Raw genomic sequence first — 26253 nt, 5'->3', positions numbered from 1 at the left:
CGACGTATCACGCCGATGCCCCGCCCCTCGACAAGGGGTGGGGCATCCGCGATTCTGGATCGCGCCCGAGAACCGACGGGAAGGCAGCAGCATGATCGTCAGCACACCCGATGTCGACGCCGCCGTGGGACACGTCGCCGAGATGTACCAGGCGGACCTGCGAGAGGACGGGTTCGTCTTCGCCCACACGCGGGCGATGGCGGTGAATCCTGAGGCGCATCAGGCCTTCGAGGCGCTGATCGGGGCGATCCTGCCCTCGATCGGCCTGCGCACGTACGAGCTCGCCACCCTCGGCGCAGCCCGTGCCCTGGGGTCGGAGCACTGCCTCCTGGCCCACGGGCGCAAGTCGCTGCGGGCGGGACTCCTGGACGAGGACCAGCTGGCCCGGCTCGTCCGCGACGGCGCGGCTGCCGGCACCGGCCTGAGCGATGCCGACGCCGCGGTCGTGCAGTACGCCGAGAGGCTGTCGACGGATGCTGCGGCGATGACCGACGCAGACGCGCAGCGCTTGCGCGATGTGGGGTTCACCGACCGCCAGATCGTCGACATCACCCTGGCCGCCGGTGCGCGCAACTTCTTCAGCAGGTCGCTGCAGGCGCTCGCCGTGCCGGCGGACGACGTGCCGGGGCTCAGCGCGTCGCTCACCTCCGCGCTGCGCGGGACCCGCGGCGCGGCCCGCGTCAGTGGTGGATGACGGCCTTCAGAAGGATGAGGACGCCGCCGAACGCGGCGGTGGTCAGGGCGCTCAGGATGCGCGGGAGCCAGTGAGTGCTCCAGCGGGCGACGGCGATCCACCCGAGCGCGCCGAGCATCACGGTGTTGACGATGAGGGCCACCCACAGGGAGGTGCTGTCCTCGATCACCCGGGAGGTTCCCAGGAGCAGGATCGTGAGCGGCGGCACCGACGCGAGGAGCATGCCGCCGGACTGACGCGACGAGGCCCTCAGGCTGGCGCGAAGACCGGCGTGACCGTCGGTGGCCGCCAGCCTGCCCAGCGTGCCGGCGAAGACGTGTGCCGCGAAGAACACGACGACTGTCACGGCGACCGTGATGAACGCGTCCAGCGACGTGCCCGTCGACGAGCCGCTCACGACGATCATCCCGGACACGAGGATCAGGCCGTAGATCGCCTCCTCGGACATGAGGATGCGCCCGACGCGCGGGGTGATGTGCAGCTGTTCGTCGGTCATCAGCGCGGCGAGAGTCGACTTCGGGCGCCGGGCCTCAGCCCATGCCGCAGGCGCCGCCACCGCAGCAGGAGCTGCCGGACTCGACGACCGTGAGGAGGTTCTTGTCGTCGGAGACGGGGGCGAGGGTGATCGGGGCGGGCTGCTGCGACGTGGTCATGTCGTCCATGCTACCCACGCCGTGCAGCAGCGGGGTCCGCCCTGCCGCCTCGCGCCGGGGTGCGTCGTCAGAGCGGCGCGCCCCCGTTCTGGCACGTCGGGCAGTACTGCGCCACCGTGCTCGAGAACGCGAGATCGCGCACCGTGTCACCGCACACCGGGCACGCCTCGCCGGTGCGGCCGTGCACGCGCATCGAGGCCACCTTCTCAGCCTTCAGCCGGTCGATCGGGACGCCCGCGCGCGCGGCGATCGCTTCGCGCACGGTCGACACGGTCGCATCGAACAATCGGTCGGACTCGCCCTCGTCCAGCGCGGCCGCGTGGGCGAGCGGCGAGACGCGGGCCCGATGCAGGATCTCGTCGGAGTACGCGTTGCCGATGCCGGCGAGCGACTCCTGCTCCTGCAGGATCGCCTTGATCTGCTTGCGGCGCCGCCCGAGAGCCGCGTCGAAGTCTGCACGGGCGAACCCCGGGTCCGCCGGATCGGGACCGAGCTTCGCGATCGCCGGCACCGCTGCCGCGGTGGCCACGACGAAGAGCCCGAGCGAGACCCAGGTTCCGGCATCCGTCACCGCCAGCGTTCGCCCGCCGGCAAGGGCGAAGGCGGCCAGAGCAGGCGGCTCGTCGGCAGCGGAATCGGGATCGACGCCGTCGGCGTACCACCGCATCCAGCCGTGTCTGCCGAGCGAGACGACGAGGCTCCCCTCGTCGAGGATCAGCTCGACGTGCTTGCCGTGGCGTGCGGCTCCGGTGATGGTGCGCCCCACGATCGTCGCCGGGGGCGCTGCACGCGTCTTGACGACGCGGTACTCGAGGACATCGACCTCGTCGACCTGGCGGCCGGTGGCCTCGCTGCCGAGGAACCGCGCGAGCGCCTCGACCTCGGGAGACTCTGGCATGGGCACATCCTGCCACGGGCCGCCGACACGGCGAGGGCGTGGTCCCGCGTCGGCCTCACACCCGGGTAGGCGGGCGGTGCGGGATGTGCTGCGGCTTGAGGGCGCCGAGACTGCGACCGCTGTCGACGCGTTCGATCGCGTCGGCGAGCAGCGGCTCCAGCGACGGGTACCGTGCGAATCCCAGCCCCACCGACACCCACACCGCCTCGTAGGTGCCGTCCTCGAGCTCCTCCACGTACGCGATCACACTCGCCGGGTCGCTGTAGGTCAGGGCCCGATCGCACAGGCGCCACGAGCGGTCGCACAGCGGTGCGAGGACCAGCCGCCGAGCGTCTTCCTGCTGCTGCACGGTCGCCGCCGGATGCCTCGCATCACTCGTGGCGGCGGCGACCGCTCCCTTCGTCGAGGCTCCCGCGCCCCCCGTGGGTCCGGACATCGTCAACCTCCTGCGGACCGAGCATCGCCCCCCGCACGGAGATCCGCAGAGGGGGTTGACATCGGCCCGGAGACGGTCTAGGCGCGAGCTGGGCCGCTCTAGCCAGGCGTCGGCTGCGTCATTGCGAGCCGCTCGGCGATCGCATCCAGCGCCGCACGGATCGAGTCGAACTCGCACACCCCCGACGAGCCGGTCACCCACAGCAGATACACCCGCTCGTCCTTGCACTCGAGGTACGCGACCGTCCGGCGGGGATCGTTCGGGTCCGCGTCCGGATCGCACGCGACCCAGGCGCCCGACCCGACCCAGGTCAGTTCAGGGCGACGAACCCCATCGGCCGAAATCGGTGCACTGAGCATGGCCACCTCCTGCTGGCGGAGCCCGCCTCGATGCGAGCGCAGGCCCACCCTGGCGGCATCCGAAATGCGGCGACAAGGGGTTGACTTGCCGAGGATGCTGTGGGCCGTTCGCGCCGCCTGTCAAGGGCCGGGCCGGGATGCCGCGAGCGGACGTAGAGTGAGCGGGATGCGCGAGTTCGCCCGGGGAGTCGGCCTGCTCGGACGCGGCTTCGCCTACTGGCGGCGGCGTCCCGGGCTGATGGCGCTCGGGCTCGTTCCCGCGGCGATCGTCGCGGTGATCTTCCTGGCCGGTCTCATCGCCCTCGGGACGTACCTGCCGACCATCACGGAGGCGATCACCCCCTTCGCCGACGGCTGGCCGGGCGTGTGGGCCAGCGTCTTCCGGCTCGCCGTCGGCACGGCGCTCCTCGGCGCCTCGCTCGTGCTGGTCGCCGTCTCCTTCACGGCGTTGACGCTGCTCATCGGCGAGCCCTTCTACGACAGGATCTGGAGGGCGGTCGAAGCCGATCTCGGCGACGCCGGAGACGACGCCGGCTACGGGTTCTGGCGATCCGTGGCCGACGGGATCTCGCTCATCTCACGCGGCATGGTGATCGCGCTCCTGGCCGCCCTGGTGGCTCTGATCCCGGTCGTGGGCGGCGCGCTGAGCGCCGTCTTCGCAGTGTCGTTCACCGGCTGGCTGCTGGCGGACGAGCTCGCCTCCCGCGCGCTCACCGCGCGCGGACTGGTTCCCGCCGACCGTCGACGTCTGATGCGGCGGCATCGCGCGCGCGTCCTCGGCTTCGGCGTGGCGACCCAGCTCTGCTTCTTCGTCCCGCTCGGCGCCGTCGTCACGATGCCCGCCGCCGTGGCGGGATCCACGCTGCTCGCTCGTTCCCTGCTGGAGAGCGCGCCCCGGCGCGCACCCGCCGCAGAGGAGCCCGCACGGCCAGCCGGCACGGTGCCGTCCGCCTGACGCGCGTCGCTGCCTGCGGCGGTCAGGAGGCCTGCGCGAGCTCCCGGGAGACGTCGACCATGTGCGGGATCGCCCGGTCGATCATGGGCATGGTCGCCGTCAGCGAGACGCGGAAGTGATGCGGCTGATCGAACAGGTCTCCGGGCATGACGTACACCCCGCGGGCGGCGAGGGCGTCGCAGAAGACGCGCCCGTCCCCGCCGGGCGCCCGGCCCCAGAGATAGAACGTGCCCTCGGGGCGGGTGACCTGCACGCCTGCCTCCGTGAGCACGCCGTAGAGGCGGTCCCGCCTCCTCGCCAGCTCCTGCACGTCGATCGTCAGCGACTCGAGCTCGGGGACGGAGTACTGCATGATGGCGTCGGGGAACCCCCACCCGATCGCGAGTCCGAGCGGGAAGAGCGCGGCGCGCAGCTCCTCCCGCTCTGCCGCCGGGATGTGCGGCGACAGCGCCAGATACCCGAGCCGCTGCCCGGGAGCGAGGAGCACCTTGCCGTAGCTGTAGTCGATGAGCGTCCACGGGTACGAGCCGGCCGGGCTGGCGAACCCGACGCCGTCGAACCGGATCCGGCGGTACGGCTCGTCCGAGAGCAGCCAGATGCGGCGCCCGTGGCGGCGCGACGCACGCTCCAGCTCTTCCGCGAGAGCGTCCCATGCCGACTTCGGGTACACACGTCCGGTCGGATTGGCGGGCGAGTTGACGATGACGATCCGCGTGCGCGGCGAGATCGCCCGCGCGATGGCATCCACGTCCAGGTCGAAGGTCTCCGGATCGAGCGCGGCCCGCACCGGGACCAGGTCAGCGGCGTACAGCGTCGGCTCGTAGCAGAACCAGCCGGGCACCGGCACGACGACCTCGTCGCCCGCATCGGCCAGCAGCGCGAACGTCAGCGAGATCGCCCCGAAGGCGCCCTGCGTCATCGCGATGTCGTCGGGCTCGAAGTCGAGACCGAGCTCGGTGCGCAGGCCGGATGCGACGACCTCCTGCGCCGACCGCTCGCTGCTCTTGTAGGCGAACCAGTCGACGGACCGCGGCTGGGCGTTCGCGCGCAGTGCGGACGAGAGCCCCGGCAGCGCCATCTCGTGCGGGTTGCCGAACGTGAAGTCGAGGGCATCCTGATCGGCGGCGAGCGCCTGGATCCGGGAGAAGAACGTCGTGACGACGTCCACGGACTTCTTCGCCGCCCTCGCACGCGTCGACATCTCCATCGTCGGACCCCCGCTCCCCAGCGCCGGACTGTGACCTCGCTCAGCTTCCCAAGACGCCGCCGACGCGTCAATGGCCCGCGCGGACGGCGGCGCCGGCGTCTTCTGTCCGCAGCGCCGCGTGAGGCAGGATGAGCCCGTGACCGACGACGACGGACTGGCGCTCGTGCTCGGCGGGGGCGGAGCCTTCGCCGCCGCCCACGTCGGGGTGCTGCAGGTGCTCGCGGAGCGAGGCATCCGTCCCGGCATCGCCGTGGGCACCAGCTCGGGTGCGCTCGTCGCGGCCGCCTACGCCGCCGAGCTCGATCAGGGGGCGATCGAGCGGGCTGCACGCGAGTTCCGCTGGGGGGCGATCGCCCGATGGTCCCTCTCCCCCCGCTGGGGCCTGCTCGACACCGCAGCGGTGCGCGACTCGGTCATCCGCGTGCTCGGCAGGGACCCGCTCATCGAAGAGCTCCCCCGCCGGTTCGCCGCCTACGCCACGGACCTGCGCACCCGCCGCGGGGTGGTCATCGACGAGGGTCAGCTCAGCCTGGCGCTGCGATCGACGATCGCCGTCCCGGGGATCCTGCCGCCGGTGCGGCGCGCCGCGGCGCTGCTGGCCGACGGCGGCATGGTCGACAACGTGCCCGTCGAGGCGGCACGGATGCTCGGCGCCTCCCGCCTCATCGTGGTGCGGCTGCACGCCCGATGGGAGAACGTGCGCATGATGCGCACCGTCTCACGCACCGCCGAACTGGCGGGTGACCCCGCCGTCGTCCTGATCCAGCCGGAGATGGAACGCATGGCGCAGTGGACGATGTCCGACGTCCCGCGTCTCATCGCCGAGGGGCGTCGCGCGGCGCTCGTCGCCCTCGACGAGCGATCCGCGCGCGATCCGGGCGCAGGAGGCGCGGACGCGGAGCCGGTCTCCGGGTGAGACGGCCGCTCCCCGCCGCGCTCCCCCGTGTCACATCCGGGCGTAGCGGGCGCGGGCGAAGCAGAAGACGCCGTAGATGATGAGGCCGGCGGCGACGACCCACAGGATGATGCGCCCGAAGGGCAGCTCGGCGAGCGAGTGGAGGGCGGCATCCAGGCCACCGGCGGTCTCGGCGTCGTGCGTGACAGCTGCGACGACGAAGAGCACGCCCGTCACGCCCACGGCGATCCCCTTCGCGATGTAGCCGACGACGCCGAACGTCACGATGCCCTTGCGGACCGATCCTGCCGGCAGATCCAGGTGCTTCTCGAACGCGCGCGTCGCGCCCCGGATGATGAAGGCGACGCCCACCGCGAAGATGATGAGGCCCACGAGCACGAGGAGGAACACCCCGCCCGGCGTCGACATGAGCTGGGCGCTGAACGTCTGCGACGACTGGGAGGAGTCCGAACTGCCGCCCATCGCGTACACGACGGCGGTGGCGGCGATCGCGAGGTAGGCGGCGGCGGTGCCGAGGTACTTCGCGCGGTGGCCCCACTTCTTCTTCTCGTCGGGCTCGCGCTCGAGGAAGGCGTCTGCGATCTGCCATGCGGCCAGCGCCACCAGGCCGATCGCGATCGCCCAGAGCATGAAGACCCCCGCGGGGGTCTCCCGGATGGTCTGCATCGCGCCGCCCTGGTCGGCCTGCCCGCCGCCGCCCGCCGCGACCGAGATGGCGATCGCGCCGATGACGATGTGGAGCACGCCGAGCACGACGTAGCCGATGCGGGCGATGGTGCGGAATACGGGTGATTCCTGTGCGGCCCGCGCCGCGTTCTTCGCAGTGGTCATGCTGGAACCGTATCCCTCGCCGGCTCGCGCAGAAGGGACTTGAAATGCGGCCGGAGATCACTCATGTATCTCGCGAGACCGACGACTGGGCCCTGCGGATGCGCAGCGCGTGCATGAAGCACCACACCAGCGTGGCGACGGCGACGCCCTCGAGCATGCCCGCCACCACGTCACTGACCCAGTGCGCGTGCAGGTATGTGCGGCTCCACATCATGTAGACCACCCAGCATGCGCCGGCCACCCACACGTACCAGCGCCTGAGCAGCAGGCCCAGCGTCACGGCGACGGTCGTCGCGACGGCCGTGTGGCCGGAGGGGAACGAGGTCGGCACGCTCTCGGCCAGCGAGTTCTCCGGGCGGACGCGCGCGATGATCGCGGCCATCGGCGCGCCGATCGCCACGACGGTGACGATCGCGAGCGCCATGTTCGCCGCATCCCATGGACGCCTGCGCCACAGGAACACGGCGACCAAGAGGATGCCGATCACGATCATTCCGATCGTGCCGCCGACGACCGCGGGGATCCAGGCCAGGATCAGCCCCGCGTCCGTCGTGATGTCGATCATCAGCGCCTGCCACCAGATGTCGAGGGCGAGGGGCTCGTGCCCGCCCAGCGCGACGACGAACCGGAGCACGACGAAGGCCACGGTGGCGCATACGCCCACCACGAGGACGGTGCCGCGGTGCGGGTCGGGGTGCGGCAGCGGCTCGGTGGGCACGGGTGCGAGGGCGGACTGCCCGCCCTGCTGCTCCTGGTCCTCCGCCACGGACACCATTGTCGACCCGAAGGGCGCGGGCGCGAAGTTGTGCCCACACTCTTGCGTCGTCGCGGCGGGCTGGCTATAGGGCCCGCGATTCAGCGGGACGCCGTCCGTCAGCGGGACGCCGTCAGTGCGTATCGCTCGTCGGCGATCGGCCCGCCCCACAGCTCGGCGTCCGGGAGCTCCCGGAGCGAGCCCTCCTGGAGACCGCTCGCAGCGACCAGCCGGCGCGCGTCCTCGGCGGTCATCCCCGCGCCCGTGTGCCACCGCCCCTCGATGAGGACGATCCTGCCGTCCGGCCGCAGCAGGTCGGCCCAGTTGCGCAGAGCCTGGGCGGGGACGGTCATCGCCCACAGCACGTGACGGCTGAGCACGACGTCGAAGTGCGCCACCGGGAGCGGCGGAGCCGAGGCGTCCGCGCACACGAACGTCGCGTCCGCGCCCGCGGTGCGGCTCTTCTCCCGCGCCCGCTGGATCATCGACGGCGAGAAGTCGAGGCCCGTGACCTCGTGGCCGAGCTCGGCGAGCAGCACCGACAGCGTGCCGGTGCCGCACCCGAGGTCGGCGATCCTCGAGCGCCGCTCCCCGACGAGCGACACCAGCAGCGCCCGCCAGGCCTCACGTGCGACCGGATGCCGCAGCCCGTGGTCGACGGCGTCGTCGAAGGTCGCGGCCTCGGCGTCCCACATCGCTGAATCCGACATCGTCACAGCCTGGCAGTCGCCACGGTCCTTTCCGGCACCGGCGGACGACGGGTCAGTCCCAGTCGAGGTAGTCCTCAATGGGCCACGCCGTCGCGCCGATGTGGGTGACGGGGAACAGGTGCCCGCCGCCCTCGACGGTGGTCACGCTCACCCGGTCGGGCGCGGATGCCTGGAGGGCCTGGCCGTTCGCCGGCGGCGTGAGGCGATCCTCCGAGCCCTGGATGACGAGCACGGGGAGCGCGGGCGGGAGCGTGGACCACTCCACGTCGGGCGTCGACGCCTGTGCCGCGCGCTGCATCGCGACGACGTCGCCGTCGCGCGCCTGCGCGGGGACGTCGGAGTCGCCGGCGGCCAGCTCGTCGGTCGCCACCGCGCCCTCGACGCCCAGCAGCAGCACGCCGTTGACGCGGCCGGGGTGATCCAGTGCCACCGTGCGGGCCACGGTGCCGCCGAACGCGTGGCCGCCGACCCAGGCGCCCGCGAGACCGACGTGCGCCATCACGTCCACGACGTCCTGCGCCAGGTCGTGCAGCGACACCTCGGCGTCCGCGGCGGTGGCGGGGTGGCGCGGCCCGATGCGGACGACGTGGAAGTCCTCCTCCACGAGGGCGTGCGCGAGCGGGCCCAGATAGCTGATGTTCAGGCCCTGGCCGGGCAGCAGCACCAGCGCGGGACCGTCGCTGCGCTCGTCGACGTACGGTATCGCCCGGCCGTCGGGCTCGAAGATCTGGGTTTCAGCCACGGGTTGTCCTCTCGAAGGGCGGATCGGGTGCGGGTCGGGGGCTCAGACGTTGAACCGGAACTCGACGACGTCGCCGTCCTGCATGACGTAGTCCTTGCCCTCGAGGCGCGCCTTCCCCTTGGCGCGCGCCTCGACGACCGATCCCGCCGCGACCAGGTCGTCGAACGAGATGACCTCGGCCTTGATGAAGCCCTTCTCGAAGTCCGTGTGGATCACACCGGCAGCCTGCGGGGCCTTCCACCCCTTGCCGATGGTCCACGCGCGCGCCTCCTTGGGCCCCGCCGTCAGGTAGGTCTGCAGGCCGAGCGTGTCGAAGCCGATGCGGGCGAGCTGATCGAGACCGGACTCCTCCTGGCCCGTGGAGGCCAGCAGCTCCGCCGCGTCCTCGGGGTCGAGGTCGATGAGCTCGGACTCGATCTTCGCGTCGAGGAAGACGGCCTTGGCCGGGGCCACCAGCGCTTCCAGCTCCGCCTTGCGGGAGGCATCCGTCAGCACGGCCTCGTCCACGTTGAAGACGAAGATGAACGGCTTGGCGGTCAGCAGGCCCAGCTCCTTGATCGGCGCGAGGTCGATGCCCGAGGCCGAGAGCAGCACGCCGCGTTCGAGCGCGTCCTTCGCCTCGGTCGCCGCGGCGAGCACGGCGGGGTCGAGCTTGCGGCCCCTGACCTCCTTCTCATACCGCGTGATCGCCTTCTCGAGCGTCTCGAGGTCGGCCAGCTGCAGCTCGGCGTTGATCGTCTCCATGTCGCCGCGCGGGTTCACCGCGCCGTCGACGTGCACGACGTCGTCGTCGGCGAAGCCGCGCACGACCTGCGCGATGGCGTCGGCTTCGCGGATGTTCGCGAGGAACTTGTTCCCGAGCCCCTCGCCCTCGCTGGCCCCGCGGACGATGCCGGCGATGTCGACGAACGACACCGCTGCGGGGAGGATCCGCTCCGACGAGAAGATCTCGGCGAGCTTGTCCAGTCGCGGGTCGGGCAGGTTGACCACGCCGATGTTGGGCTCGATCGTGGCGAACGGGTAGTTCGCCGCGAGCACCTGGTTCTTGGTCAGCGCGTTGAAGAGGGTCGACTTGCCGACGTTCGGGAGTCCGACGATTCCGATGGTGAGAGCCACGGGCATCCAGTCTAGTTCGGGACGGATGCCGCTCCCCGCCGCTCCGCGATGGCCGGGCCGTTGCCGGGCCCGAAGCACGGCGGGATACTGAGCCCGTGGACGAGTGCTGCACGCCACGCACCCCCGACGGCTACGACCGCGAGTTCGGCGACCGGTTCGCCCGCCGCCTGGCGCGCGACTACCGGCGCGACGGCCTGACGCCCAGCGCACGGCTCGTCCTCGACTTCGCCCGCACGACCGGGCTGGAGGGCGCCTCGGTGCTCGAGATCGGCGGCGGCATCGGCGACATCCAGCTCGAGGCGCTCAAGGCCGGCGCCGCCCGCACCACCAACGTCGAGCTGTCGCCGGCGTACGAGCCCGAGGCCCTCCGGCTCCTCGACGAAGCGGGACTGCGGGACAGGGCGACGAGGATGCTCGGAGTCGACCTCGCCGGTGCGCCCGAGGCCGTCGAGCCGGCCGACATCGTCGTGCTGCATCGCGTGGTCTGCTGCTATCCGGACTACCGGCGGCTGCTCCGCGCCGCCGCCGGTCGTGCCAGGCGCGCCGTCGTCTTCAGCCACCCGGGGAACGCGCTGTGGACGCGCGTCGCCTCCCGCGCGCTCAACGCGCTGTACACGGTGACCGGCAACCCGTATCGCTCCTTCGCCCACGACCCGCGCGCGATGGAGGACGTCCTCGTCCACCACGGCTTCGCGCCGCGCTACCGCGAGCGCAGCGGCCCCTGGCACGTCGTCGGCACCGTCCGGGGATGACGGCGCGGCATTCCTTCCGCGGCGCTCAGGGACGGATGCTGCGGAACGCGCGGGTGACGTACGGCAGGTCGACCACCTCGGCGCCGGTGGCATCGGTGAGCAGGCGCTCGTCGAAGAGGGCCGACACCGCCGCGAGGATCGCGGCGCGGTCCGCGTCGGGCGCGGTGATGACATAGCTGCGCGAGGCCGCCATGTCCAGCAGTGCGGCCCGCGTGAGCGAGCGCGTCCAGGTCCACGTGCGCGCCTCGAGCGCGTCGAACGGATACGCGACCTGCGCTCCGTCCCCGGCGAGCATCTCCTCGGCGTGGGAGCCGTGCAGGGCGGCGGTCAGGCGCGCGACCCACGGATCGGACTCGTCGCGGATGTTCCAGGCGAGGCCCAGCACGCCGCCCGCCCGCAGGACGCGTCCGGCCTCGGCGGACGCCGCGGCCGGGTCGACCCAGTGCCAGGCCTGACCGAGCAGCACCGCGTCGAGGCTGTGGTCGGGAAGCGGCATCCGCTCTGCGGTCCCCACGAAGGTGGGGACGCCGCGCACGTGCTCCCGGAGCGCGGCGAGCATGGCCGGGTCCGGGTCGATCGCGACCACCTCGGCGCCTGCCTCGACGACGGTGCGGGTCAGCTTGCCGGTCCCCGCGCCCACGTCCGCCACGCGGAGCGCGCGTCCCGTCTCGCGCACCGGCGCGAGCATCCAGTCCACGGCCTCGCGCGGATAGTCCGGACGCCCGGATTCGTACGCGCCGGCGGCGGCGCCGAACGACAGCGACATCTCCTCGCGACCGGCCATGGTCCGAGCCTATGCCGCGGTGGCGACGGCGGCCCGCGTTCGGCGCGCCTCCGCCCCGCCGGCGCGGGTCCGGGTGAGTCTGGGGACGTGGCACTGGACTTCACCGCGATCGACTTCGAGACGGCGAACTCCAGCAACGCCTCCGCGTGCGCGGTCGGGCTGGTGCGTGTGCGCGACGGGCGCATCGTCGACAAGGCCGGATGGCTGATCCGCCCGCCCGCGGGCCACGACGTCTTCTTCGAGCTCAACGTGCGGATCCACGGGATCCGGCCCGAGGATGTGGCCGGCGCCGCCACGTGGGGCCGGCAGCTCGCCGATCTCGCCGCCTTCGCGGGCGACGACATCCTCGTCGCCCACAACGCCGGCTTCGACATGGCCGTGCTCAAGCGCGCGTGCGACGCGACCGGCGACGAGTGCCCGCCCTACCGCTACGCGTGCAGCCTGCAGGTGGCACGCAAGGTGTACCGCCTGGACTCGTACCGGCTGCCGTTCGTCGCCGCCGAGGCGGGTTTCGCCGACTTCCCCCACCACAACGCCACGGCGGACGCCCTGGCCTGCGCCCACGTCATGATCGACGCGGCGAACCGCGTCGGCGCGGCGGACATCGAGGGCCTCGCCGCGGCCGTCGGCGTGCGGGTCTCGCAGATCGCGGTCGCGGAGGCTCCCGCTGTCTCGTTCGCGGTCGCCTAGAGCGGATGCCGCGGCACGGTGCCCGGCGATGTCGGAGGGATCGGGCACGCTGAGGCCATGGACGCAGTCGTGATCAGTGCCGTGGTGATCGCCGGGATCGTGGTCGGGGCCCTCGCCGGGTGGGCGGCGGGGCTCGCGCGCGGCGCGGCGCGCGCGGCGCGGCAGCACGCCGAGCTGACGGCGCACCTGGCCGCGTCCGAGGCCGGGCGCCAGGGCGTGCAGGCTCAGCTCGAGCATCAGCAGCTGCTCTATCGCGAGCTGGCCGCGCAGGCTCGCCACGACCAGGCGGCGCGCGAGGAGCGCGAGCGCCGCGAGCAGTCCGTGCTCCGCGCCCTCGCCCCGGTGCAGGAGACCCTGGCCGCGATGCATGTCAAGGTCGACGAGCTCGAGCGCGATCGTCACACGCAGTTCGGCACCCTGGCCGAGCAGCTTCGGCGCGCGCACGAGTCCGATGAGGCGCTGCGGGCCACGACCGAGTCGCTCGCGAGCGCGCTGCGCTCGGGCAGCACGCGCGGCGTGTGGGGCGAGACGCAGCTGCGCCGCGTCGTCGAGGCGGCGGGCCTGACCCGTCACGTCGACTTCGACGTGCAGACATCGATCACGACGGATGCCGGCGCCGGCCGTCCCGACATGGTGATCCGGCTGCCCGGCGACAAGGCGATCGCCGTCGACGCGAAGGTGCCGCTCGACGCCTTCCTCGAAGCCAGCGCCATCCCGCTCACCGCGCAGGGCGCGGAGGCGGCCCGGCGCCGCGCCCTCCTCGACAGGCACGTCAAGGCCGTACGCTCGCACGTCGACGCGCTCGCCCGGAAGACGTACTGGGCCGGGCTGTCGTCGAGCCCCGAGTTCGTCGTGTGCTTCCTGCCGAGCGAGTCGCTCCTGGCGGCGGCGCTGGAGGAGGATCCCGCGCTGCTGGACTACGCGTTCGGCAAGCGGGTGGCACTGGCCTCGCCGGTCAACCTGTGGGCGGTCCTCAAGACCGTGGCGTACACGTGGACGCAGCAGGACGTCTCGCACGAGGCGCGGGCGCTGTTCGACCTCGGCAACCAGCTCTACGAGCGGCTCGGCTCGCTCGCGTCGCACGCCGACGACCTCCGCCGCGCGATCGAGCGCACCGTCGACAGCTACAACCGGTTCGCCGGGTCGCTCGAGACCCGCGTGCTGGTGAGCGCCCGCAAGTTCCCCGGCATCGACGCGACGAAGCTCGACGCGGTGAGCGAGCCCGCGACCATCGACAAGACCCCGCGCCGTCTCACCGCCCCCGAGCTGCTCGTCGGCACCCTCACCACGCCGGACAGCGACGAGGCCACCGAGACGCCGGCGGCCATCGCCGAGCTGGGCGAGGTGCGGACGCGGATCGCCTCACCGCGCGAATAGATGCGCGGGAGCCGCTGCGCGGTGGTGGTCAGTGACCGCCGGGGACGAAGCTCAGCAGCCCGATGACGGCGGCGGAGACGCCGACGAACGCGCCGATCATCCACCACGCGCTGACCTCGTGGCCCTCGTCGCGGCGCACGCGAAGCAGCACATCGGGGCGGCGAGCCGGGTCGACCGCATTGGCGACGACCGCGTGCGCGCCGGTCTGGGGCGACGAGGTCTCTCCGGTCTGCTGCGTGGCCATCGTCACACTCCTCGCGTGGAAACACTGTGATGTCTCCGTCGGCACCACTTCGATTGTGCCAGAGATCGGTCGCGACGGGGTCACGGACGCATCACAACGACAACATCCGTCACAGCCGTCACACGGCTCCCGCCGATGGATGCCGGCGCGTCGATCGTCGGGCGCGGCGGGCGGGGCTCAGAGCCACTTGGAGACGAGATGCTCCGACGTGATGCGGCGAAGCGTGCCCGAGGCGCCGCGCAGCACGACGCTCTCGGTGTACACGTACCCGCCCTCGCGGCGCACGCCGGCCACCAGCGCGCCGTCGGTCACACCCGTCGCGACGAAGATCGTGTTGTTGCCCTTGACGAGCTCGTCGGCCTCGTACACGTGGTCGTCGAGCTTGAGGCCCGCGTCGACGCCGCGCTGCCTCTCCTCGTCGCTGCGCGGCCACAGACGCCCCTGGATGTGCCCGCCGAGGGCCTTGATGGCGCACGCGGTGACGATGCCCTCCGGGCTGCCGCCGATGCCCACGCACATGTCGGTGCGGGCGTTGTGACGCGCGGCGTTGATGCCGCCGGCGACATCGCCGTCGCTCATCAGGCGCGTGCCCGCGCCCGCCTCGCGGATCTCGTCGATCAGCTTCTCGTGGCGCGGGCGGTGCAGCACCGAGACGACGAGCTCGTCGACGGGCTTGCCGAGCGCCTTGGCGAGCCGGCGGATGTTCTCGCCGATGGGAAGGCGGATGTCGACGACCCCGACCCCGGCCGGGCCGGTGACGAGCTTGTCCATGTAGAAGACGCTCGACGCGTCGAGCATCGTGCCGTGATCGGACACCGCGATCACCGACAGCGCGTTGTTGCGTCCGGCCGCGGTCAGCGACGTCCCGTCGATGGGGTCCACGGCCACGTCCGCCCGGGGGCCGCGACCGTTGCCGACCCGCTCGCCGTTGTAGAGCATCGGCGCCTCGTCCTTCTCGCCTTCGCCGATGACGATGGTGCCGTCGAAGTTGACGGTGGTGAAGAACGCGCGCATCGCATCGACGGCGGCGCCGTCGGCGGCCTCCTTCGCCCCGCGGCCGATGAACGGCACGGCGCGGATCGCGGCCGCCTCGGTCGCACGCACCAGCTCCAGGGCGAGGTTGCGATCAGGGTGGAGGGGACTCATATCCGCGGTCAGGCTCACCATGCGGTCAGCCTAGCCAGCATCCCGCCCCGGACCCGCTGATTTCGGTGGCACAGCGGTGAAGGAATCGCGATTCTTTCCGTCATCGCAGGGACGGGGATTTCCCGGCCTTACGGGAGCGGACGCATCCGTCACTGCGTGGACCCCCCTTCGATAGAGTTTGCGGTGACGCCCGCCACTATCAACAGGGAGCACCCATGCCCGTCGCCACCCCGGAGCAGTACGCCGACATGCTGGATCGCGCGAAGGCCGGTGGCTTCGCGTATCCCGCCATCAACGTCTCGAGCTCGCAGTCCATCAACGCGGTCCTGCAGGGCCTGACCGAGGCCGGCTCGGACGGCATCATCCAGGTCACCACCGGCGGCGCCGACTACTTCGCCGGTCACACCGTCAAGGCCCGCGCCGCCGGCGCGCTCGCCTTCGCGAAGTTCGCCACCGAGGTCGCCAAGAGCTACCCGATCACGGTGGCACTCCACACCGACCACTGCCCGAAGCCGGCGCTGGCCGACTTCGTGCTCCCGCTCATCGAGGCCTCCGAGGAGGAGGTCAAGGCGGGGCGCAACCCGATCTTCCAGTCGCACATGTGGGACGGCTCGGCCGTGCCGCTCGACGAGAACATCGAGATCGCCAAGGACCTGCTCCCCCGCCTCAAGAACATCAACGCCATCCTCGAGGTCGAGATCGGCGTCGTCGGAGGCGAAGAGGACGGCGTCCAGCACGAGGGCTCGAACGACGCGCTGTACACGACGGTCGCCGACGTGACGAAGGCGGTCGAGGCGCTGGGGCTCGGCGAGAACGGCCGCTACATCTCGGCCCTCACGTTCGGCAACGTCCACGGCGTCTACAAGCCGGGCAACGTCAAGCTGCGTCCCGAGCTCCTGGGCGAGATCCAGGAGGGCATCGCGGCGAAGTTCGGCACCGGCCCCAAGCCCCTCGACCTCGTCTTCCATGGCGGCAGCGGCTCGTCCGACGACGAGATCGCGCTCGCCGTCGCCAACGGCGTCGTCAAGATGAACATCGACACCGACACCCAGTACGCCTTCACCCGGTCGGTCGCCGGATTCATGTTCTCGAACTACGACGGCGTGCTGAAGGTCGACGGCGAGGTGGGCAACAAGAAGGCCTACGACCCGCGCGCGTGGGGCAAGGTCGCCGAGTCGGCGATGGCCGCCCGCGTCGTGGAGGCCACCCGGCAGCTCGGCTCGCACGGCAAGAGCCTGGCAGCCTGACGCACGATTCCAGCGGATGCCGCGGCATCGCGCCCTGATGGGCGCGGCGTCGCGGCATCCGTCGTCTACACGGGATCGACGTAGCGCTCCAGCAGGCCGGGCGCGCCGTCCGGGCGGTGGATCACGACCACCTCGTCACCGGCCCGGACCGTTCCGCTGCGGACCACGCGCAGGTACGGGCCGAGCCGGCGCTCGGCCGAGAACCGCCTGACCCACCCGCGCGCCGCCGGGCCGCCCACCCACCGGGCGAAGGTCTGGCAGGGCGTACGCGGCATCGTGACCTCGACCTCGACCCGCTCGCCGATCCGCCAGCGCTCGCCGATGAGGGCGGCGTTCACGTCGAGCCCTTCGACGCGGAGGTTCTCACCGAACCAGCCGGGCGGAAGGCTGCGGCCGAGCTCGGACTCCCAGAAGGCGGCGTCCTCCTGCGCATAGGCGTAGAGCGCCTTGTCGAGCCCGCCGTGGTGCTTCCGGTTGGCCTGGACGTCGCCGCGCACGCCGTACGGCCCGACGCGCACCGGTCCGTCCACGGCGCCCTTGTCGATCGCGGTCACGCCGTTGGTGCCGGCGTCGGGTCGGAGCTGTCGGACGGCGCAGACGGCGACGATGCGGGGCATCCGCTCATCGTAGCCAGCCGGCGCCGGGCGAGCGCATCGTTCACCCCGGCGGGTCTTCGACGCCCGGCGGCGGGAGGAGGGCGTCGGCCCGATCTGGCGTCACGCCCTTCTCCTGCAGCGTCCGGCGCAGGGCGCGCAGGCCGTAGTGCAGGCGGGACTTCACCGTCCCCTCGGGGACCTCCAGCTCGCCGGCCATCTCGGCGACCGACATTCCGCGGTAGTACGCCCGGACCACGACCGACCGGTGCTCGATCGTCAGCGCGGCCAGCGCCTCCCCGATCAGGATCGCCTCGAACAGCGCGTCGATGGCGTCGGGCACGACGCGCTCCGGGACCTCGGCGACGCCGATCTCGCGTCTCCGGTGCGCGCTGCGGGCCTCGTCGACCACGAGGTGCCGGGCCACGGTGAACATCCACGACCTCGTCGCCGACGGGTCCTCCTCGAGGATCCTGGGCGTGCGCCACGCCCTCAGCAGCGTCTCCTGCACGATGTCGTCCGCGCCGGCGCGATCACCCGTGAGGTGCACGACGTAGCGCCACACCGGCGCCGCCTGCTCGTCGTAGAGCGCGGCCAGGCGCTCCGCGTCGCGGCTGTCGGCGCTCCGCCGTCGTTCCACGCTGTCGTGCAGCATCCCTCACCTCCCGCAGGAGACGGAAGACGCGGCGCCCGCGGTGTCAGCCTGACCAGCCGCCGCGCCCGTCCGTCACACCGAGTATGGACCCGGCCGCGGTCCACGCGCGCACGGCTGCGCGTCGCGGACGATCAGCGCGCGCCGCCGGCGCTGTCGACGAGGGCCTGCCACACCGCCGGGTCGTTGACGATCGGCACCATCATCAGCGCGCCCGCCGCGAAGGAGAACACGACACCGGCGACGAGCGGGATCCACCAGGTGAGCCGGCCCTTGCGCAGGCTCCAGAGGGAGACGAGCAGTGTGAGGATCCATCCGACGGCGAGCACGAGCGCCGCGGCGATCCCCCACGGGCGGCCGGCGGCCGGGTCGGAGAGCTGCGCGTCCACCCCCATCAGGCCGAGCACCATCTCGGCATACCCGCCGTAGTCCGTGTAGGCCGGGAAGGCGGAGACGACGCTGATGAGACCGTAGGCGAGCAGCGCGAATGTGACGATGCGGTCGACCGTCCGCGGGCGCGGCGGCGCAGCAGGCGCCGGCGACGCGGGGCTCGGAACCGGCGCTTCGGCGACCGCAGGCGCCGTCGTGGGCAGCTGCCAGGGGGCCGGCTCCTGGATGCGGGCGCGCTGCTCCTCGGCCGTCGCGTACTCCCCGTACTGCGGCCGGGGCCGCGGGTCGGTGTGACGGGCCGGGTCGGTCACGAGCGGCTCCGGCCACCGATGGCGCGCTCGTCGCGCCTGCCGGCGGCATCCTGCCGCAGCTCCTTGGGCAGGGAGAACATCAGATCCTCCTCCGCCGTCCGGACCTCCTCGACCTCGCCGTAGCCGGCGGCCGCGAGGTCGCGCAGCACTTCCTGGACGAGCACGTCGGGGACGGATGCGCCGCTGGTGACGCCGACCGTCTCGACGCCCTCGAGCCACGCCTGCTCGACCTCGTCGGCGTAGTCCACGCGGTAGGCGGCCTTCGCGCCGTACTCCAACGCGACCTCGACGAGCCGCACGCTGTTCGAGGAGTTCGCCGAGCCGACCACGATGACGAGGTCGGCGTCCTTCGCGACCTTCTTGATCGCGACCTGTCGGTTCTGCGTCGCGTAGCAGATGTCGTCCGACGGCGGATCCTGCAGCTGCGGGAAGCGCGCCCGCAGGCGCCGCACCGTCTCCATGGTCTCGTCGACCGAGAGAGTCGTCTGCGACAGCCACACGACCTTCGACGGGTCGCGCACCTCGATCGTGTCGGCCTCGTCGGGCGAGTTCACGATCGTGACGTGGTCGGGCGCCTCGCCCGCGGTGCCCTCGACCTCCTCGTGGCCGACGTGGCCGATGAGGAGGATCTCGAAGTCGTCGCGTGCGAAGCGCACCGCCTCGCGGTGCACCTTCGTCACGAGCGGGCAGGTCGCGTCGATCGCTCGCAGTCCCCGATCGGATGCCGCGTTCACGACGGCGGGCGACACCCCGTGGGCGCTGAACACCACGTGCGCCCCCTCGGGGACTTCGTCGACCTCCTCGACGAAGATCGCGCCCTTCGCCTCGAGCTCGGTCACGACGTGGATGTTGTGCACGATCTGCTTGCGCACGTACACCGGCGCACCGAAGCGCTCCAGCGCCTTCTCGACGGCGATGACCGCCCGGTCGACACCCGCGCAGTATCCGCGCGGAGACGCCAGCAGCACCTTCTTCTGTCCGGGTACGGCGATATCCTGGAGCGGTTCGCGCCGCCTCGGGATGCGCGGGACGGGCATGCTCACAGGGGCATGGCTCACACGGGTCGATCCCACGGTGCTGGTGCTCACCCCACGATTCTACGGGCGGCCTCCTGAGCGGGGCCTCGGCGCGGAGCCCGTGCCGCCGCGGTCCCATCCGCGGGCACCCACGGCCGGGCACGAAAGGACCGCATGACCTCCTTCCAGCCCGCCGTCGTCCCCGGCGAGCCGCCGCCGGCCGACTCGGTGCGACCCCGGGACTCCACCGCGCAGGCGCCGACCTCGGTGGCCCGCCTCAACGACACGATCCGCGGATTCGTGCAGACCTGGGGCTCGGTGTGGGTCGAGGGCGAGATCACCGCGTGGAACCAGCGCGGCGGCAATGTGTTCGGTCGCCTCAAGGACCTCGTCACCGACGCGACGATCTCGTTCCGCGTCTGGTCGTCCACGCGGGACCGGCTGCCCGGCGACCTCAAGGTCGGCGACCACGTCATCACGTGCGTCAAGGCCGACTACTTCGTCAAGAACGGCGACTTCGGCTTCAGCGTCTCGGCGATGCGCCACGTCGGACTGGGCGACCAGCTCGAGCGGCTCGAGCGGCTCCGCGTGCAGCTGCGCGGCGAGGGGCTGTTCGACCCGTCGCGCAAGAAGGCGCTGCCCTTCCTGCCCCACCTCATCGGCCTCATCACCGGCGAGAACTCCGACGCCGAGAAGGACGTCCACCGCAACGCCGAGCTGCGTTGGCCGCAGGTGCGGTTCCGCACGAAGTACGCCGCGGTGCAGGGCGACCGATGCGTCCCCGAGACGATCGCCGCGCTGAAGGCGCTGGATGCCGCACCCGACGTCGACGTCATCATCATCGCGCGCGGCGGCGGCGATCCGCAGACCCTCCTCGGGTTCAGCGACGAGCGCCTCCTCCGCGCCGTGGCTGCCGCGTCCACCCCCGTCGTGAGCGCGATCGGCCACGAGAACGACCACCCCCTCCTCGACGACGTCGCGGACCTGAGGGCGTCGACCCCGACCGACGCCGCCAAACGGGTGGTGCCGGACGTCGCCGAGCAGCGCGCCCTCGTCGCCCAGCTGCGCGCACGGCTGACGACGCGCCTGACGCAGCGCATCGGCCACGACATCGCGCAGCTGGAGCAGCTGCGCTCCCGGCCCGCGCTGCGCTCGCCGGAGTCGCTGCTCACCTCGCGCGCGCACGAGGTGGAGCTGCTCGCCGCGCGCGGCCGGGAGCGGGTCGACCGGGCGGTGCAGGTCCACGAGCGGCGCACGGCCGAGCTGCGTGCGACGCTGCGCGCGCTCTCCCCCGCCTCCACCCTCGCTCGCGGGTACGCCATCGCACACCTCGCCGACGGTGTCATCGTGCGCGATGCCACGCAGGCTCCGGCATCGACTCCCGTCGTGGTCACCGTCGGACGCGGGTCGTTCGCTGCCCGCTCGGAGGGCGAGGTGGCCGAGGGCGCCTCCCCGGCCGGCGGCGAGCCGGGCGGGGCGTCCGCCGGCGACCCCCAGGGGTCCGGGGCCGTCCCCGCGCCGAACTAGACTGGGGGCCATGACCGAGTCGAGCGGCGCCCCCAGCGACGTCGCGACCCTCTCGTTCGAGCAGGCGCGCGACGAGCTCGTCCGCGTCGTCGCCGAACTCGAGCAGGGCGCACCGACCCTCGAGCACTCGCTCGCTCTGTGGGAGCGCGGCGAGGCCCTCGCGGCCCGCTGCGAGGAGTGGCTCCTCGGCGCCAAGCGCCGGCTGGAGGCCGCCCGTGCCACGGCCGACCCCGGCGTCCGCCGCACCGACGAGAACGGCGGCGCGTGATGGCACGCGAACCGCGGATCGTGGCGGAGCTCGGCCGTCCGGAGACCCCCGACGAGACGGCGGCGCGCAAGGCCGAGTCCTCCCGGGTCTACCGTTCGAGCCAGAACGTCCGCAACCTGGTCGCCGCGCTCCTGGTGACGCTGGGCGTCGTGGTGGTGATCATGTTCGCCGTCCCCCGGGGCACGCCGCCCGCGCGCGAGCCCATCGACGTCGCGGCGGTCGCCGAGCGCGTCTCGAGCTCCGAGGATCGCGTGGTCATCGCGCCCGAGCTGGCGGACGGATGGACGGTCAACAAGGCCGGCATCGAGGGCAGCGGCTCGGTGCGCGCGTTCACCGTGGTCTACGCCCCCTCGGGCGTCGACGACCGCGGATTCCTGCGCGTCGCCCAGGGCTTCGATGCCGATGAGTCGTGGCCGGCGCGCGTGCTCTCCGGCGCTGCCCCCCAGGACACCGTCACCATCGACGGAATCACGTGGGACCGCTACGAGCTCGACCCCGATCGCACCGGGAACATCTCGGTCGCGATCGCCACGGACGCAGGACCCGACACGGTGCTCATCTACGGCACCGCCCCCGACGACGCGCTCGAAGAGACGGCGCGCTCCGTGACCGATCAGATCACCGCACTGCGCGAGGAGGCCGAGTGACCGACCAGCTCACACCCGCGAAGGTCTGGCACGAGATGGAGAGGGGCAACGCGCGATTCGTCGCCGGTGAGCCCCGGCATCCGCGCCAAGACGTCGACACCCGTCACACGCTCGCCGACGGCCAGCGTCCCCGGGCGGCGCTGTTCGGATGCTCCGACTCCCGGCTGGCCGCCGAGATCATCTTCGACAAGGGCCTGGGCGATCTCTTCGTGGTGCGCAACGCCGGACAGGTCATCTCCGACTCCGTCGTGGGCAGCCTCGAGTACGCGGTCGCCGTGCTCGAGGTGCCGCTGATCGTGGTGCTCGGACACGACGCGTGCGGCGCCGTGCGGGCCGCGATCGACAGCATCGACATGGATGCCGCCCCCCTGCCGCCTCACATCTGGCGGCTCATCTCGCCGATCGTCCCCGCGGTGCGGCGGGTGCAGCGCCAGACGGCCGTCGACGGCGTCGTTCCCGACACCATCGACGCCGAAGAGGTCGGACGCGAGCACCTGCGCGACACCGTCGCCGACCTGCTCCACTCCTCGGAGCTCATCAGCGAGGCCGTCGCAGAGGGCAGGCTCGCGATCGTCGGCGCCAACTACCGGCTCGCCGAGGGCACCGCGATCCCCGACGTCATGGTCGGCATCACGCAGCCGTCCTGAGCCCCCAGATCTCCCCACCCCCAGTACCGACACGTGAGGAACGACGACGTGACCGACACCGAGTACCGCATCGAGCACGACACCATGGGCGAGGTGCGCGTCCCCAAGAACGCGCTCTACGCTGCGCAGACGCAGCGCGCCGTCGAGAACTTCCCGATCTCGGGCGACCCGCTCGAGGCGGCGCAGATCGTCGCCCTCGCGCGCATCAAGAAGGCCGCCGCACAGGCGAACAAGGAGCTGGGCACGCTGGACGGCGCGATCGCCGACGCGATCGCCGGCGCCGCCGACCGCATCATCGCCGGCGAGTTCGCCGATCAGTTCCCGATCGACGTCTACCAGACCGGCAGCGGCACGTCGTCGAACATGAACATGAACGAGGTCCTCGCGACCCTCGCGACGCAGTCGCTCGGGGCCACGGTGCACCCCAACGACCACGTCAACGCCTCGCAGTCGTCGAACGACGTCTTCCCCACGTCCGTGCACATCGCCGTGACGCAGGAGCTCATCGACGATCTCATCCCCGCGCTCGACCATCTCGCGGTCGCGCTGGAGGCGAAGGCCGAGGAGTGGAAGACCGTCGTGAAGTCGGGACGCACGCACCTCATGGATGCCACGCCCGTCACGCTGGGCCAGGAGTTCGGGGGCTACGCGCGCCAGATGCGTCTCGGCATCGAGCGTGTGCAGGCCGTCCTCCCCCGCGTCGCGGAGGTGCCGCTGGGCGGCACCGCGGTCGGCACCGGCATCAACACCCCGCTGGGCTTCCCGCAGCGGGTCATCGAACTGATCGTCGCCGACACCGAGCTTCCCATCACCGAGGCCAAGGACCACTTCGAGGCCCAGGCCAACCGTGACGGCCTGGTCGAGGCATCCGGCGCCCTGCGCACCATCGCCGTATCGCTCACCAAGATCAACAACGACCTGCGCTGGATGGGCTCCGGGCCGAACACGGGCCTCGGCGAGCTGCACATCCCCGACCTGCAGCCCGGCTCGTCGATCATGCCGGGCAAGGTCAACCCCGTCGTGCCCGAGGCGACGCTCATGGTCTGCGCGCGCGTCATCGGCAACGACGCCACCGTCGCCTGGGCGGGCGCGTCCGGTTCCTTCGAGCTCAACGTGGCGATCCCCGTCATGGGCACCGCGGTGCTCGAGTCGATCGAGCTGCTCGCCAACGCTTCGCGACTGCTCGCCGACCGGACGATCTCCGGACTCCGGGCCGATGTCGAGCGCGCCGCGGCCTATGCCGGCATGTCACCCTCGATCGTCACGCCGCTGAACAAGCTCATCGGATACGAAGCCGCCGCGAAGATCGCCAAGCACTCCGTCGCCAAGGGGATCACCGTGCGCGAGGCGGTCATCGACCTCGGCTACGTGGAGCGCGGCGAGCTCACCATCGAGCAGCTCGACGAGAAGCTGGACCTGCTGTCGATGACGCACCCGGGCTGAGCCGGCCTCCCGTGCCGGATGACGTGCCAGGGCGGGATAATCAGGGCATGGCCCGCACGCCTCGCCCGATCCCCGCGCGCGTCAGGATCCTCGCAGCGATCCTCGCGGTCGCGTGCGTGGGCCTGGCGATCGTGGGCAGCGTGACGTTCCTGGTGCAACGGGAGCAGGCGATCTCCGACGTGAACGAACGGCTGCGGACGCAGGTGGCCGCCCTGACCACGCTGGCCGAGGACTCCGGCGCCTCCGGGGCGTCCGGCGGCGCCTCGGCGGCCGCGGAACAGCTCGACCCCGACGACTACGAGACCGTCGACGACTACCTCTACGCCGTCGTCGCCCGGCTCGTGCCGGCGCGCAACGAGGCGTCGCTGGCACTCCTGGACGGCGCCCCGCGCTGGGTTCCGTCGACGTTCTCGGGCTTCCGCATCGCGGACGATCAGGAATTCATCGATCGTGTCGTCGCCGAGACCAGCGGCGGCGAGACGAAGCGGGGCACGGCGGTCACCGACGAGCGCTCGATCCGGTACATCGCGATCCCCGTCTCGATGCCCGGAGACCCCCGGCAGGGCCTCTACGTGCGCGCGGTCGACCTCGGGGCGGAGCTGCAGCCGGTGACCACGGCCATGGCGACCTACGTGATCGCGGCGGTCGCGGTGCTCGGCGCGATCGGCATCGTGGGGTGGTTCGTCACGGGGCGCCTGCTGTCGCCGATCCGCCACCTGCGTGACACCGCCGACGCGATCTCGATCAGCGACCTGTCACTGCGGCTGGAGCCCCAGGGCAACGACGACATCGCCGACCTCTCCCGCACCGTCAACTCCATGCTCGATCGACTCGAGGGCTCGGTGGACGGACAGCGTCAGCTTCTGGACGACGTGCGGCATGAGCTCAAGACGCCGATCACGATCGTCCGCGGGCACCTGGAGCTCATGGATCCCACGGACGCCGGCGACGTCGCGGCCGCGCGGGAGATCGGCATCGCCGAGCTCGATCGGCTGGCCCGCCTGGTGGAGGACATCGACGTGCTGGCGGCGGCCGAGGCCGAGTCGTACACGCTCGCCGAGGTCGACCTCGGTGCGCTGACGGCTCGCGTCGGTGAGCTGGTGGCAGTGATCCCCGGCCACACCTGGCGCGTCGAGGCGATCGCCGAGGGCATCACCGTCGGCGATCAGGACCGCCTGCTCCAGGCCTGGCTGCAGCTCGCCGACAACGCCGCGAAGTACACGCCCGCCGGCAGCCCCATCGAGATCGGCAGCGCGCACGACGCCACCGGCGCCAGCCTGTGGGTGCGCGATCACGGGCCCGGCATCCCCGCAGCCTCGCGGACGCGGATCTTTCAGCGGTTCAACCGCGCGCACGTCAAGCGCTCCGTGGGAGGATCGGGGCTCGGACTCGCGATCGTCGACGCGATCGCCAAGGGCCACGGCGGGCACTGCTCGGTGACCGACACCCGCGGTGGCGGCGCCACCTTCACGATCCACCTGCCTCCGACGGAGGCCGATCTTCCGGCGCCCGTGCGCGCGGGGGATGTCGTTCTGCAACGGGAGGCATCGGGATGACGAAGATCCTCATCATCGAGGACGAGCCGCGGATCGCCGCGTTCGTCAGTCGCGGCCTGGAATCCGCGGGGTACGAGACGCTCGTGGTCGAGGACGGCCCGGAGGGCCTTGAGGCGGCGCTCCGCGGCGACGGCGACCTCGTGCTGCTGGATGTCGGCCTGCCGACGATGGACGGGTTCGAGGTGCTGCGAGAGCTTCGCGCCCGCGGCTCGGCGGTCCCCGTGATCATGCTCACCGCGCGGTCGAGCACGCGCGACACGGTGGCCGGTCTGGATGCCGGCGCGAACGACTACGTGCCCAAGCCGTTCACGTTCGAAGAGCTCCTCGCCCGCGTCCGCTCGCGCCTGCGCGAGAGCGTCCCGCAGCCCGGCGTGTCGATCTCGCGCGGCGACGTCACGCTGGACATCCTGGCGCGACGCGCCACGGTGGCAGGGCGCGAGGTGGACCTCTCGGCCCGCGAGTTCGCCCTGGCCGAGCAGTTCCTGCGCAACCCGGGCCGAGTGCTCAGTCGCGAGCAGCTGCTCAGCCGGGTGTGGGGGCTGGACTTCGACCCGGGCTCGAACGTCGTCGACGTGTACGTGCGCTACCTGCGCGGAAAGCTCGGCTCGGACCACATCGTCACGGTCCGAGGCGCGGGCTACCGCTGGGAGTGAATCGCACACGCGGGCACGAAGAAGCCCCCGGTGCTGGGG

At 71.9% G+C, this 26253-nt stretch carries 32 protein-coding genes; 14 read left to right on the top strand and 18 right to left on the bottom strand.

Annotated elements, in window-relative coordinates:
- Window positions 1-91: 91 nt before the first annotated feature.
- A complete protein-coding gene (locus tag ACZBH1_RS13365) occupies window positions 92-694 on the top strand; it encodes a carboxymuconolactone decarboxylase family protein (RefSeq protein ID WP_378881379.1) in 603 nt (200 codons plus the stop codon).
- Here the strand turns inward: ACZBH1_RS13365 and ACZBH1_RS13360 are convergent.
- The 5 genes from ACZBH1_RS13360 to ACZBH1_RS13340 all read right to left on the bottom strand — a co-directional run bounded on the left by ACZBH1_RS13360 (window position 681) and on the right by ACZBH1_RS13340 (window position 3040).
- A complete protein-coding gene (locus ACZBH1_RS13360; protein WP_336396404.1) occupies window positions 681-1190 on the bottom strand; it encodes a hypothetical protein in 510 nt (169 codons plus the stop codon). The genes ACZBH1_RS13365 and ACZBH1_RS13360 overlap by 14 nt on opposite strands.
- Before the next feature lie 34 nt (window positions 1191-1224).
- Window positions 1225-1347 carry a hypothetical protein gene (locus tag ACZBH1_RS13355; protein ID WP_336396405.1) on the bottom strand — a complete coding sequence of 41 codons (123 nt, stop codon included), beginning with the start codon at window positions 1345-1347 and terminating at the stop codon, window positions 1225-1227.
- Window positions 1348-1414: 67 nt separating this feature from the next.
- Window positions 1415-2245 (bottom strand): DNA-formamidopyrimidine glycosylase family protein, encoded by an 831-nt coding sequence (locus ACZBH1_RS13350; RefSeq protein ID WP_463646620.1) that lies wholly within the window; start codon window positions 2243-2245, stop codon window positions 1415-1417.
- Between the two features lie 55 nt (window positions 2246-2300).
- Window positions 2301-2681 (bottom strand): hypothetical protein, encoded by a 381-nt coding sequence (locus tag ACZBH1_RS13345; RefSeq protein WP_463646619.1) that lies wholly within the window; start codon window positions 2679-2681, stop codon window positions 2301-2303.
- Window positions 2682-2779: 98 nt separating this feature from the next.
- Window positions 2780-3040, bottom strand: a complete 261-nt coding sequence (locus tag ACZBH1_RS13340) for a hypothetical protein (RefSeq protein ID WP_452325313.1) — start codon at window positions 3038-3040, stop codon at window positions 2780-2782.
- A gap of 166 nt (window positions 3041-3206) precedes the next feature.
- Between ACZBH1_RS13340 and ACZBH1_RS13335 the strand changes: the two genes are divergently transcribed.
- Window positions 3207-3995, top strand: a complete 789-nt coding sequence (locus ACZBH1_RS13335) for an EI24 domain-containing protein (RefSeq protein ID WP_463646618.1) — start codon at window positions 3207-3209, stop codon at window positions 3993-3995.
- Between the two features lie 22 nt (window positions 3996-4017).
- On the opposite strand, the gene ACZBH1_RS13330 is transcribed toward ACZBH1_RS13335, so the two are convergent.
- Entirely contained in the window at window positions 4018-5202 is a 1185-nt protein-coding gene (locus ACZBH1_RS13330) for an aminotransferase class I/II-fold pyridoxal phosphate-dependent enzyme (protein WP_378881391.1), read from the bottom strand.
- A gap of 136 nt (window positions 5203-5338) precedes the next feature.
- Between ACZBH1_RS13330 and ACZBH1_RS13325 the strand changes: the two genes are divergently transcribed.
- Complete coding sequence (locus ACZBH1_RS13325) at window positions 5339-6118, top strand: patatin-like phospholipase family protein (RefSeq protein ID WP_463646617.1); 780 nt, start codon at window positions 5339-5341, stop codon at window positions 6116-6118.
- 30 nt (window positions 6119-6148) lie between these two features.
- Here ACZBH1_RS13325 and ACZBH1_RS13320 read toward each other — a convergent pair whose 3' ends face one another.
- From ACZBH1_RS13320 to ychF, 5 genes are all read right to left on the bottom strand, one after another.
- Window positions 6149-6949 (bottom strand): DUF1206 domain-containing protein, encoded by an 801-nt coding sequence (locus tag ACZBH1_RS13320; protein WP_463646616.1) that lies wholly within the window; start codon window positions 6947-6949, stop codon window positions 6149-6151.
- A 61-nt stretch (window positions 6950-7010) separates the two neighbouring features.
- Window positions 7011-7715 carry a phosphatase PAP2 family protein gene (locus ACZBH1_RS13315; protein ID WP_378881400.1) on the bottom strand — a complete coding sequence of 235 codons (705 nt, stop codon included), beginning with the start codon at window positions 7713-7715 and terminating at the stop codon, window positions 7011-7013.
- Between the two features lie 107 nt (window positions 7716-7822).
- Window positions 7823-8413: a class I SAM-dependent methyltransferase gene (locus tag ACZBH1_RS13310; protein ID WP_336396414.1), complete on the bottom strand. Its 591-nt coding sequence runs from the start codon at window positions 8411-8413 to the stop codon at window positions 7823-7825.
- Between the two features lie 52 nt (window positions 8414-8465).
- A complete protein-coding gene (locus tag ACZBH1_RS13305; protein ID WP_378881403.1) occupies window positions 8466-9155 on the bottom strand; it encodes an alpha/beta fold hydrolase in 690 nt (229 codons plus the stop codon).
- A 42-nt stretch (window positions 9156-9197) separates the two neighbouring features.
- Entirely contained in the window at window positions 9198-10271 is a 1074-nt protein-coding gene (ychF, locus tag ACZBH1_RS13300; RefSeq protein ID WP_378881406.1) for a redox-regulated ATPase YchF, read from the bottom strand.
- Between the two features lie 95 nt (window positions 10272-10366).
- Here ychF and ACZBH1_RS13295 point away from each other — a divergent pair, with 95 nt between their 5' ends.
- Window positions 10367-11023, top strand: a complete 657-nt coding sequence (locus ACZBH1_RS13295; RefSeq protein ID WP_336396417.1) for a methyltransferase domain-containing protein — start codon at window positions 10367-10369, stop codon at window positions 11021-11023.
- 25 nt (window positions 11024-11048) lie between these two features.
- Here ACZBH1_RS13295 and ACZBH1_RS13290 read toward each other — a convergent pair whose 3' ends face one another.
- Window positions 11049-11807, bottom strand: coding sequence for a class I SAM-dependent methyltransferase (locus tag ACZBH1_RS13290; protein WP_452325306.1), 759 nt, complete (start codon window positions 11805-11807; stop codon window positions 11049-11051).
- A gap of 87 nt (window positions 11808-11894) precedes the next feature.
- On the opposite strand from ACZBH1_RS13290, the gene ACZBH1_RS13285 reads away from it, so the two are divergent.
- A complete protein-coding gene (locus ACZBH1_RS13285; RefSeq protein WP_336396419.1) occupies window positions 11895-12497 on the top strand; it encodes a 3'-5' exonuclease in 603 nt (200 codons plus the stop codon).
- A 57-nt stretch (window positions 12498-12554) separates the two neighbouring features.
- The gene (locus tag ACZBH1_RS13280) at window positions 12555-13874 is read left to right on the top strand and encodes a DNA recombination protein RmuC (protein WP_463646615.1); all 1320 of its coding nucleotides are present in this window, start codon (window positions 12555-12557) and stop codon (window positions 13872-13874) included.
- Window positions 13875-13902: 28 nt separating this feature from the next.
- Here the strand turns inward: ACZBH1_RS13280 and ACZBH1_RS13275 are convergent, their stop codons facing one another.
- Window positions 13903-14118: a UDP-N-acetylmuramyl pentapeptide phosphotransferase gene (locus ACZBH1_RS13275; RefSeq protein WP_463646614.1), complete on the bottom strand. Its 216-nt coding sequence runs from the start codon at window positions 14116-14118 to the stop codon at window positions 13903-13905.
- 177 nt (window positions 14119-14295) lie between these two features.
- Window positions 14296-15285: a class II fructose-bisphosphatase gene (gene glpX, locus ACZBH1_RS13270; protein ID WP_336396422.1), complete on the bottom strand. Its 990-nt coding sequence runs from the start codon at window positions 15283-15285 to the stop codon at window positions 14296-14298.
- Window positions 15286-15479: 194 nt separating this feature from the next.
- On the opposite strand from glpX, the gene fbaA reads away from it, so the two are divergent.
- Window positions 15480-16511, top strand: a complete 1032-nt coding sequence (gene fbaA / locus ACZBH1_RS13265) for a class II fructose-bisphosphate aldolase (protein ID WP_336396423.1) — start codon at window positions 15480-15482, stop codon at window positions 16509-16511.
- Window positions 16512-16576: 65 nt separating this feature from the next.
- On the opposite strand, the gene ACZBH1_RS13260 is transcribed toward fbaA, so the two are convergent.
- The 4 genes from ACZBH1_RS13260 to ACZBH1_RS13245 form a co-directional block, all read right to left on the bottom strand.
- Window positions 16577-17128: an MOSC domain-containing protein gene (locus ACZBH1_RS13260; protein ID WP_336396424.1), complete on the bottom strand. Its 552-nt coding sequence runs from the start codon at window positions 17126-17128 to the stop codon at window positions 16577-16579.
- Between the two features lie 40 nt (window positions 17129-17168).
- Window positions 17169-17759, bottom strand: coding sequence for a sigma-70 family RNA polymerase sigma factor (locus tag ACZBH1_RS13255; RefSeq protein WP_463646613.1), 591 nt, complete (start codon window positions 17757-17759; stop codon window positions 17169-17171).
- Between the two features lie 131 nt (window positions 17760-17890).
- Complete coding sequence (locus ACZBH1_RS13250) at window positions 17891-18457, bottom strand: DUF6264 family protein (RefSeq protein ID WP_463646612.1); 567 nt, start codon at window positions 18455-18457, stop codon at window positions 17891-17893.
- Window positions 18454-19494: a 4-hydroxy-3-methylbut-2-enyl diphosphate reductase gene (locus ACZBH1_RS13245; RefSeq protein WP_336396763.1), complete on the bottom strand. Its 1041-nt coding sequence runs from the start codon at window positions 19492-19494 to the stop codon at window positions 18454-18456. The genes ACZBH1_RS13250 and ACZBH1_RS13245 overlap by 4 nt, the downstream gene beginning before the upstream one ends.
- 153 nt (window positions 19495-19647) lie before the next feature.
- Here ACZBH1_RS13245 and xseA point away from each other — a divergent pair, with 153 nt between their 5' ends.
- The 7 genes from xseA to ACZBH1_RS13210 are packed head-to-tail and all read left to right on the top strand — an operon-like array spanning window position 19648 to window position 26214.
- Window positions 19648-21000 (top strand): exodeoxyribonuclease VII large subunit, encoded by a 1353-nt coding sequence (gene xseA / locus ACZBH1_RS13240; protein WP_336396427.1) that lies wholly within the window; start codon window positions 19648-19650, stop codon window positions 20998-21000.
- 10 nt (window positions 21001-21010) lie between these two features.
- Complete coding sequence (locus ACZBH1_RS13235) at window positions 21011-21268, top strand: exodeoxyribonuclease VII small subunit (protein WP_336396428.1); 258 nt, start codon at window positions 21011-21013, stop codon at window positions 21266-21268.
- On the top strand, window positions 21268-21915 hold the full coding sequence (locus ACZBH1_RS13230) for a DUF4245 family protein (RefSeq protein ID WP_336396429.1): 648 nt from the start codon (window positions 21268-21270) through the stop codon (window positions 21913-21915). Before ACZBH1_RS13235 ends, ACZBH1_RS13230 begins: the two co-directional genes overlap by 1 nt.
- A gap of 35 nt (window positions 21916-21950) precedes the next feature.
- Complete coding sequence (locus ACZBH1_RS13225; protein ID WP_378882122.1) at window positions 21951-22562, top strand: carbonic anhydrase; 612 nt, start codon at window positions 21951-21953, stop codon at window positions 22560-22562.
- A 48-nt stretch (window positions 22563-22610) separates the two neighbouring features.
- On the top strand, window positions 22611-24005 hold the full coding sequence (locus tag ACZBH1_RS13220; protein ID WP_336396431.1) for a class II fumarate hydratase: 1395 nt from the start codon (window positions 22611-22613) through the stop codon (window positions 24003-24005).
- A 47-nt stretch (window positions 24006-24052) separates the two neighbouring features.
- Window positions 24053-25561, top strand: coding sequence for a sensor histidine kinase (locus ACZBH1_RS13215; protein ID WP_463646611.1), 1509 nt, complete (start codon window positions 24053-24055; stop codon window positions 25559-25561).
- Window positions 25558-26214, top strand: coding sequence for a response regulator transcription factor (locus ACZBH1_RS13210; RefSeq protein WP_336396433.1), 657 nt, complete (start codon window positions 25558-25560; stop codon window positions 26212-26214). Before ACZBH1_RS13215 ends, ACZBH1_RS13210 begins: the two co-directional genes overlap by 4 nt.
- Window positions 26215-26253: the final 39 nt, after the last annotated feature.

The organism is Microbacterium sp. ZXT2-5 (assembly GCF_055329545.1).
Note: the sequence above shows the minus strand (reverse complement) of the source record. Positions and strands in the feature narration are given on the sequence as shown.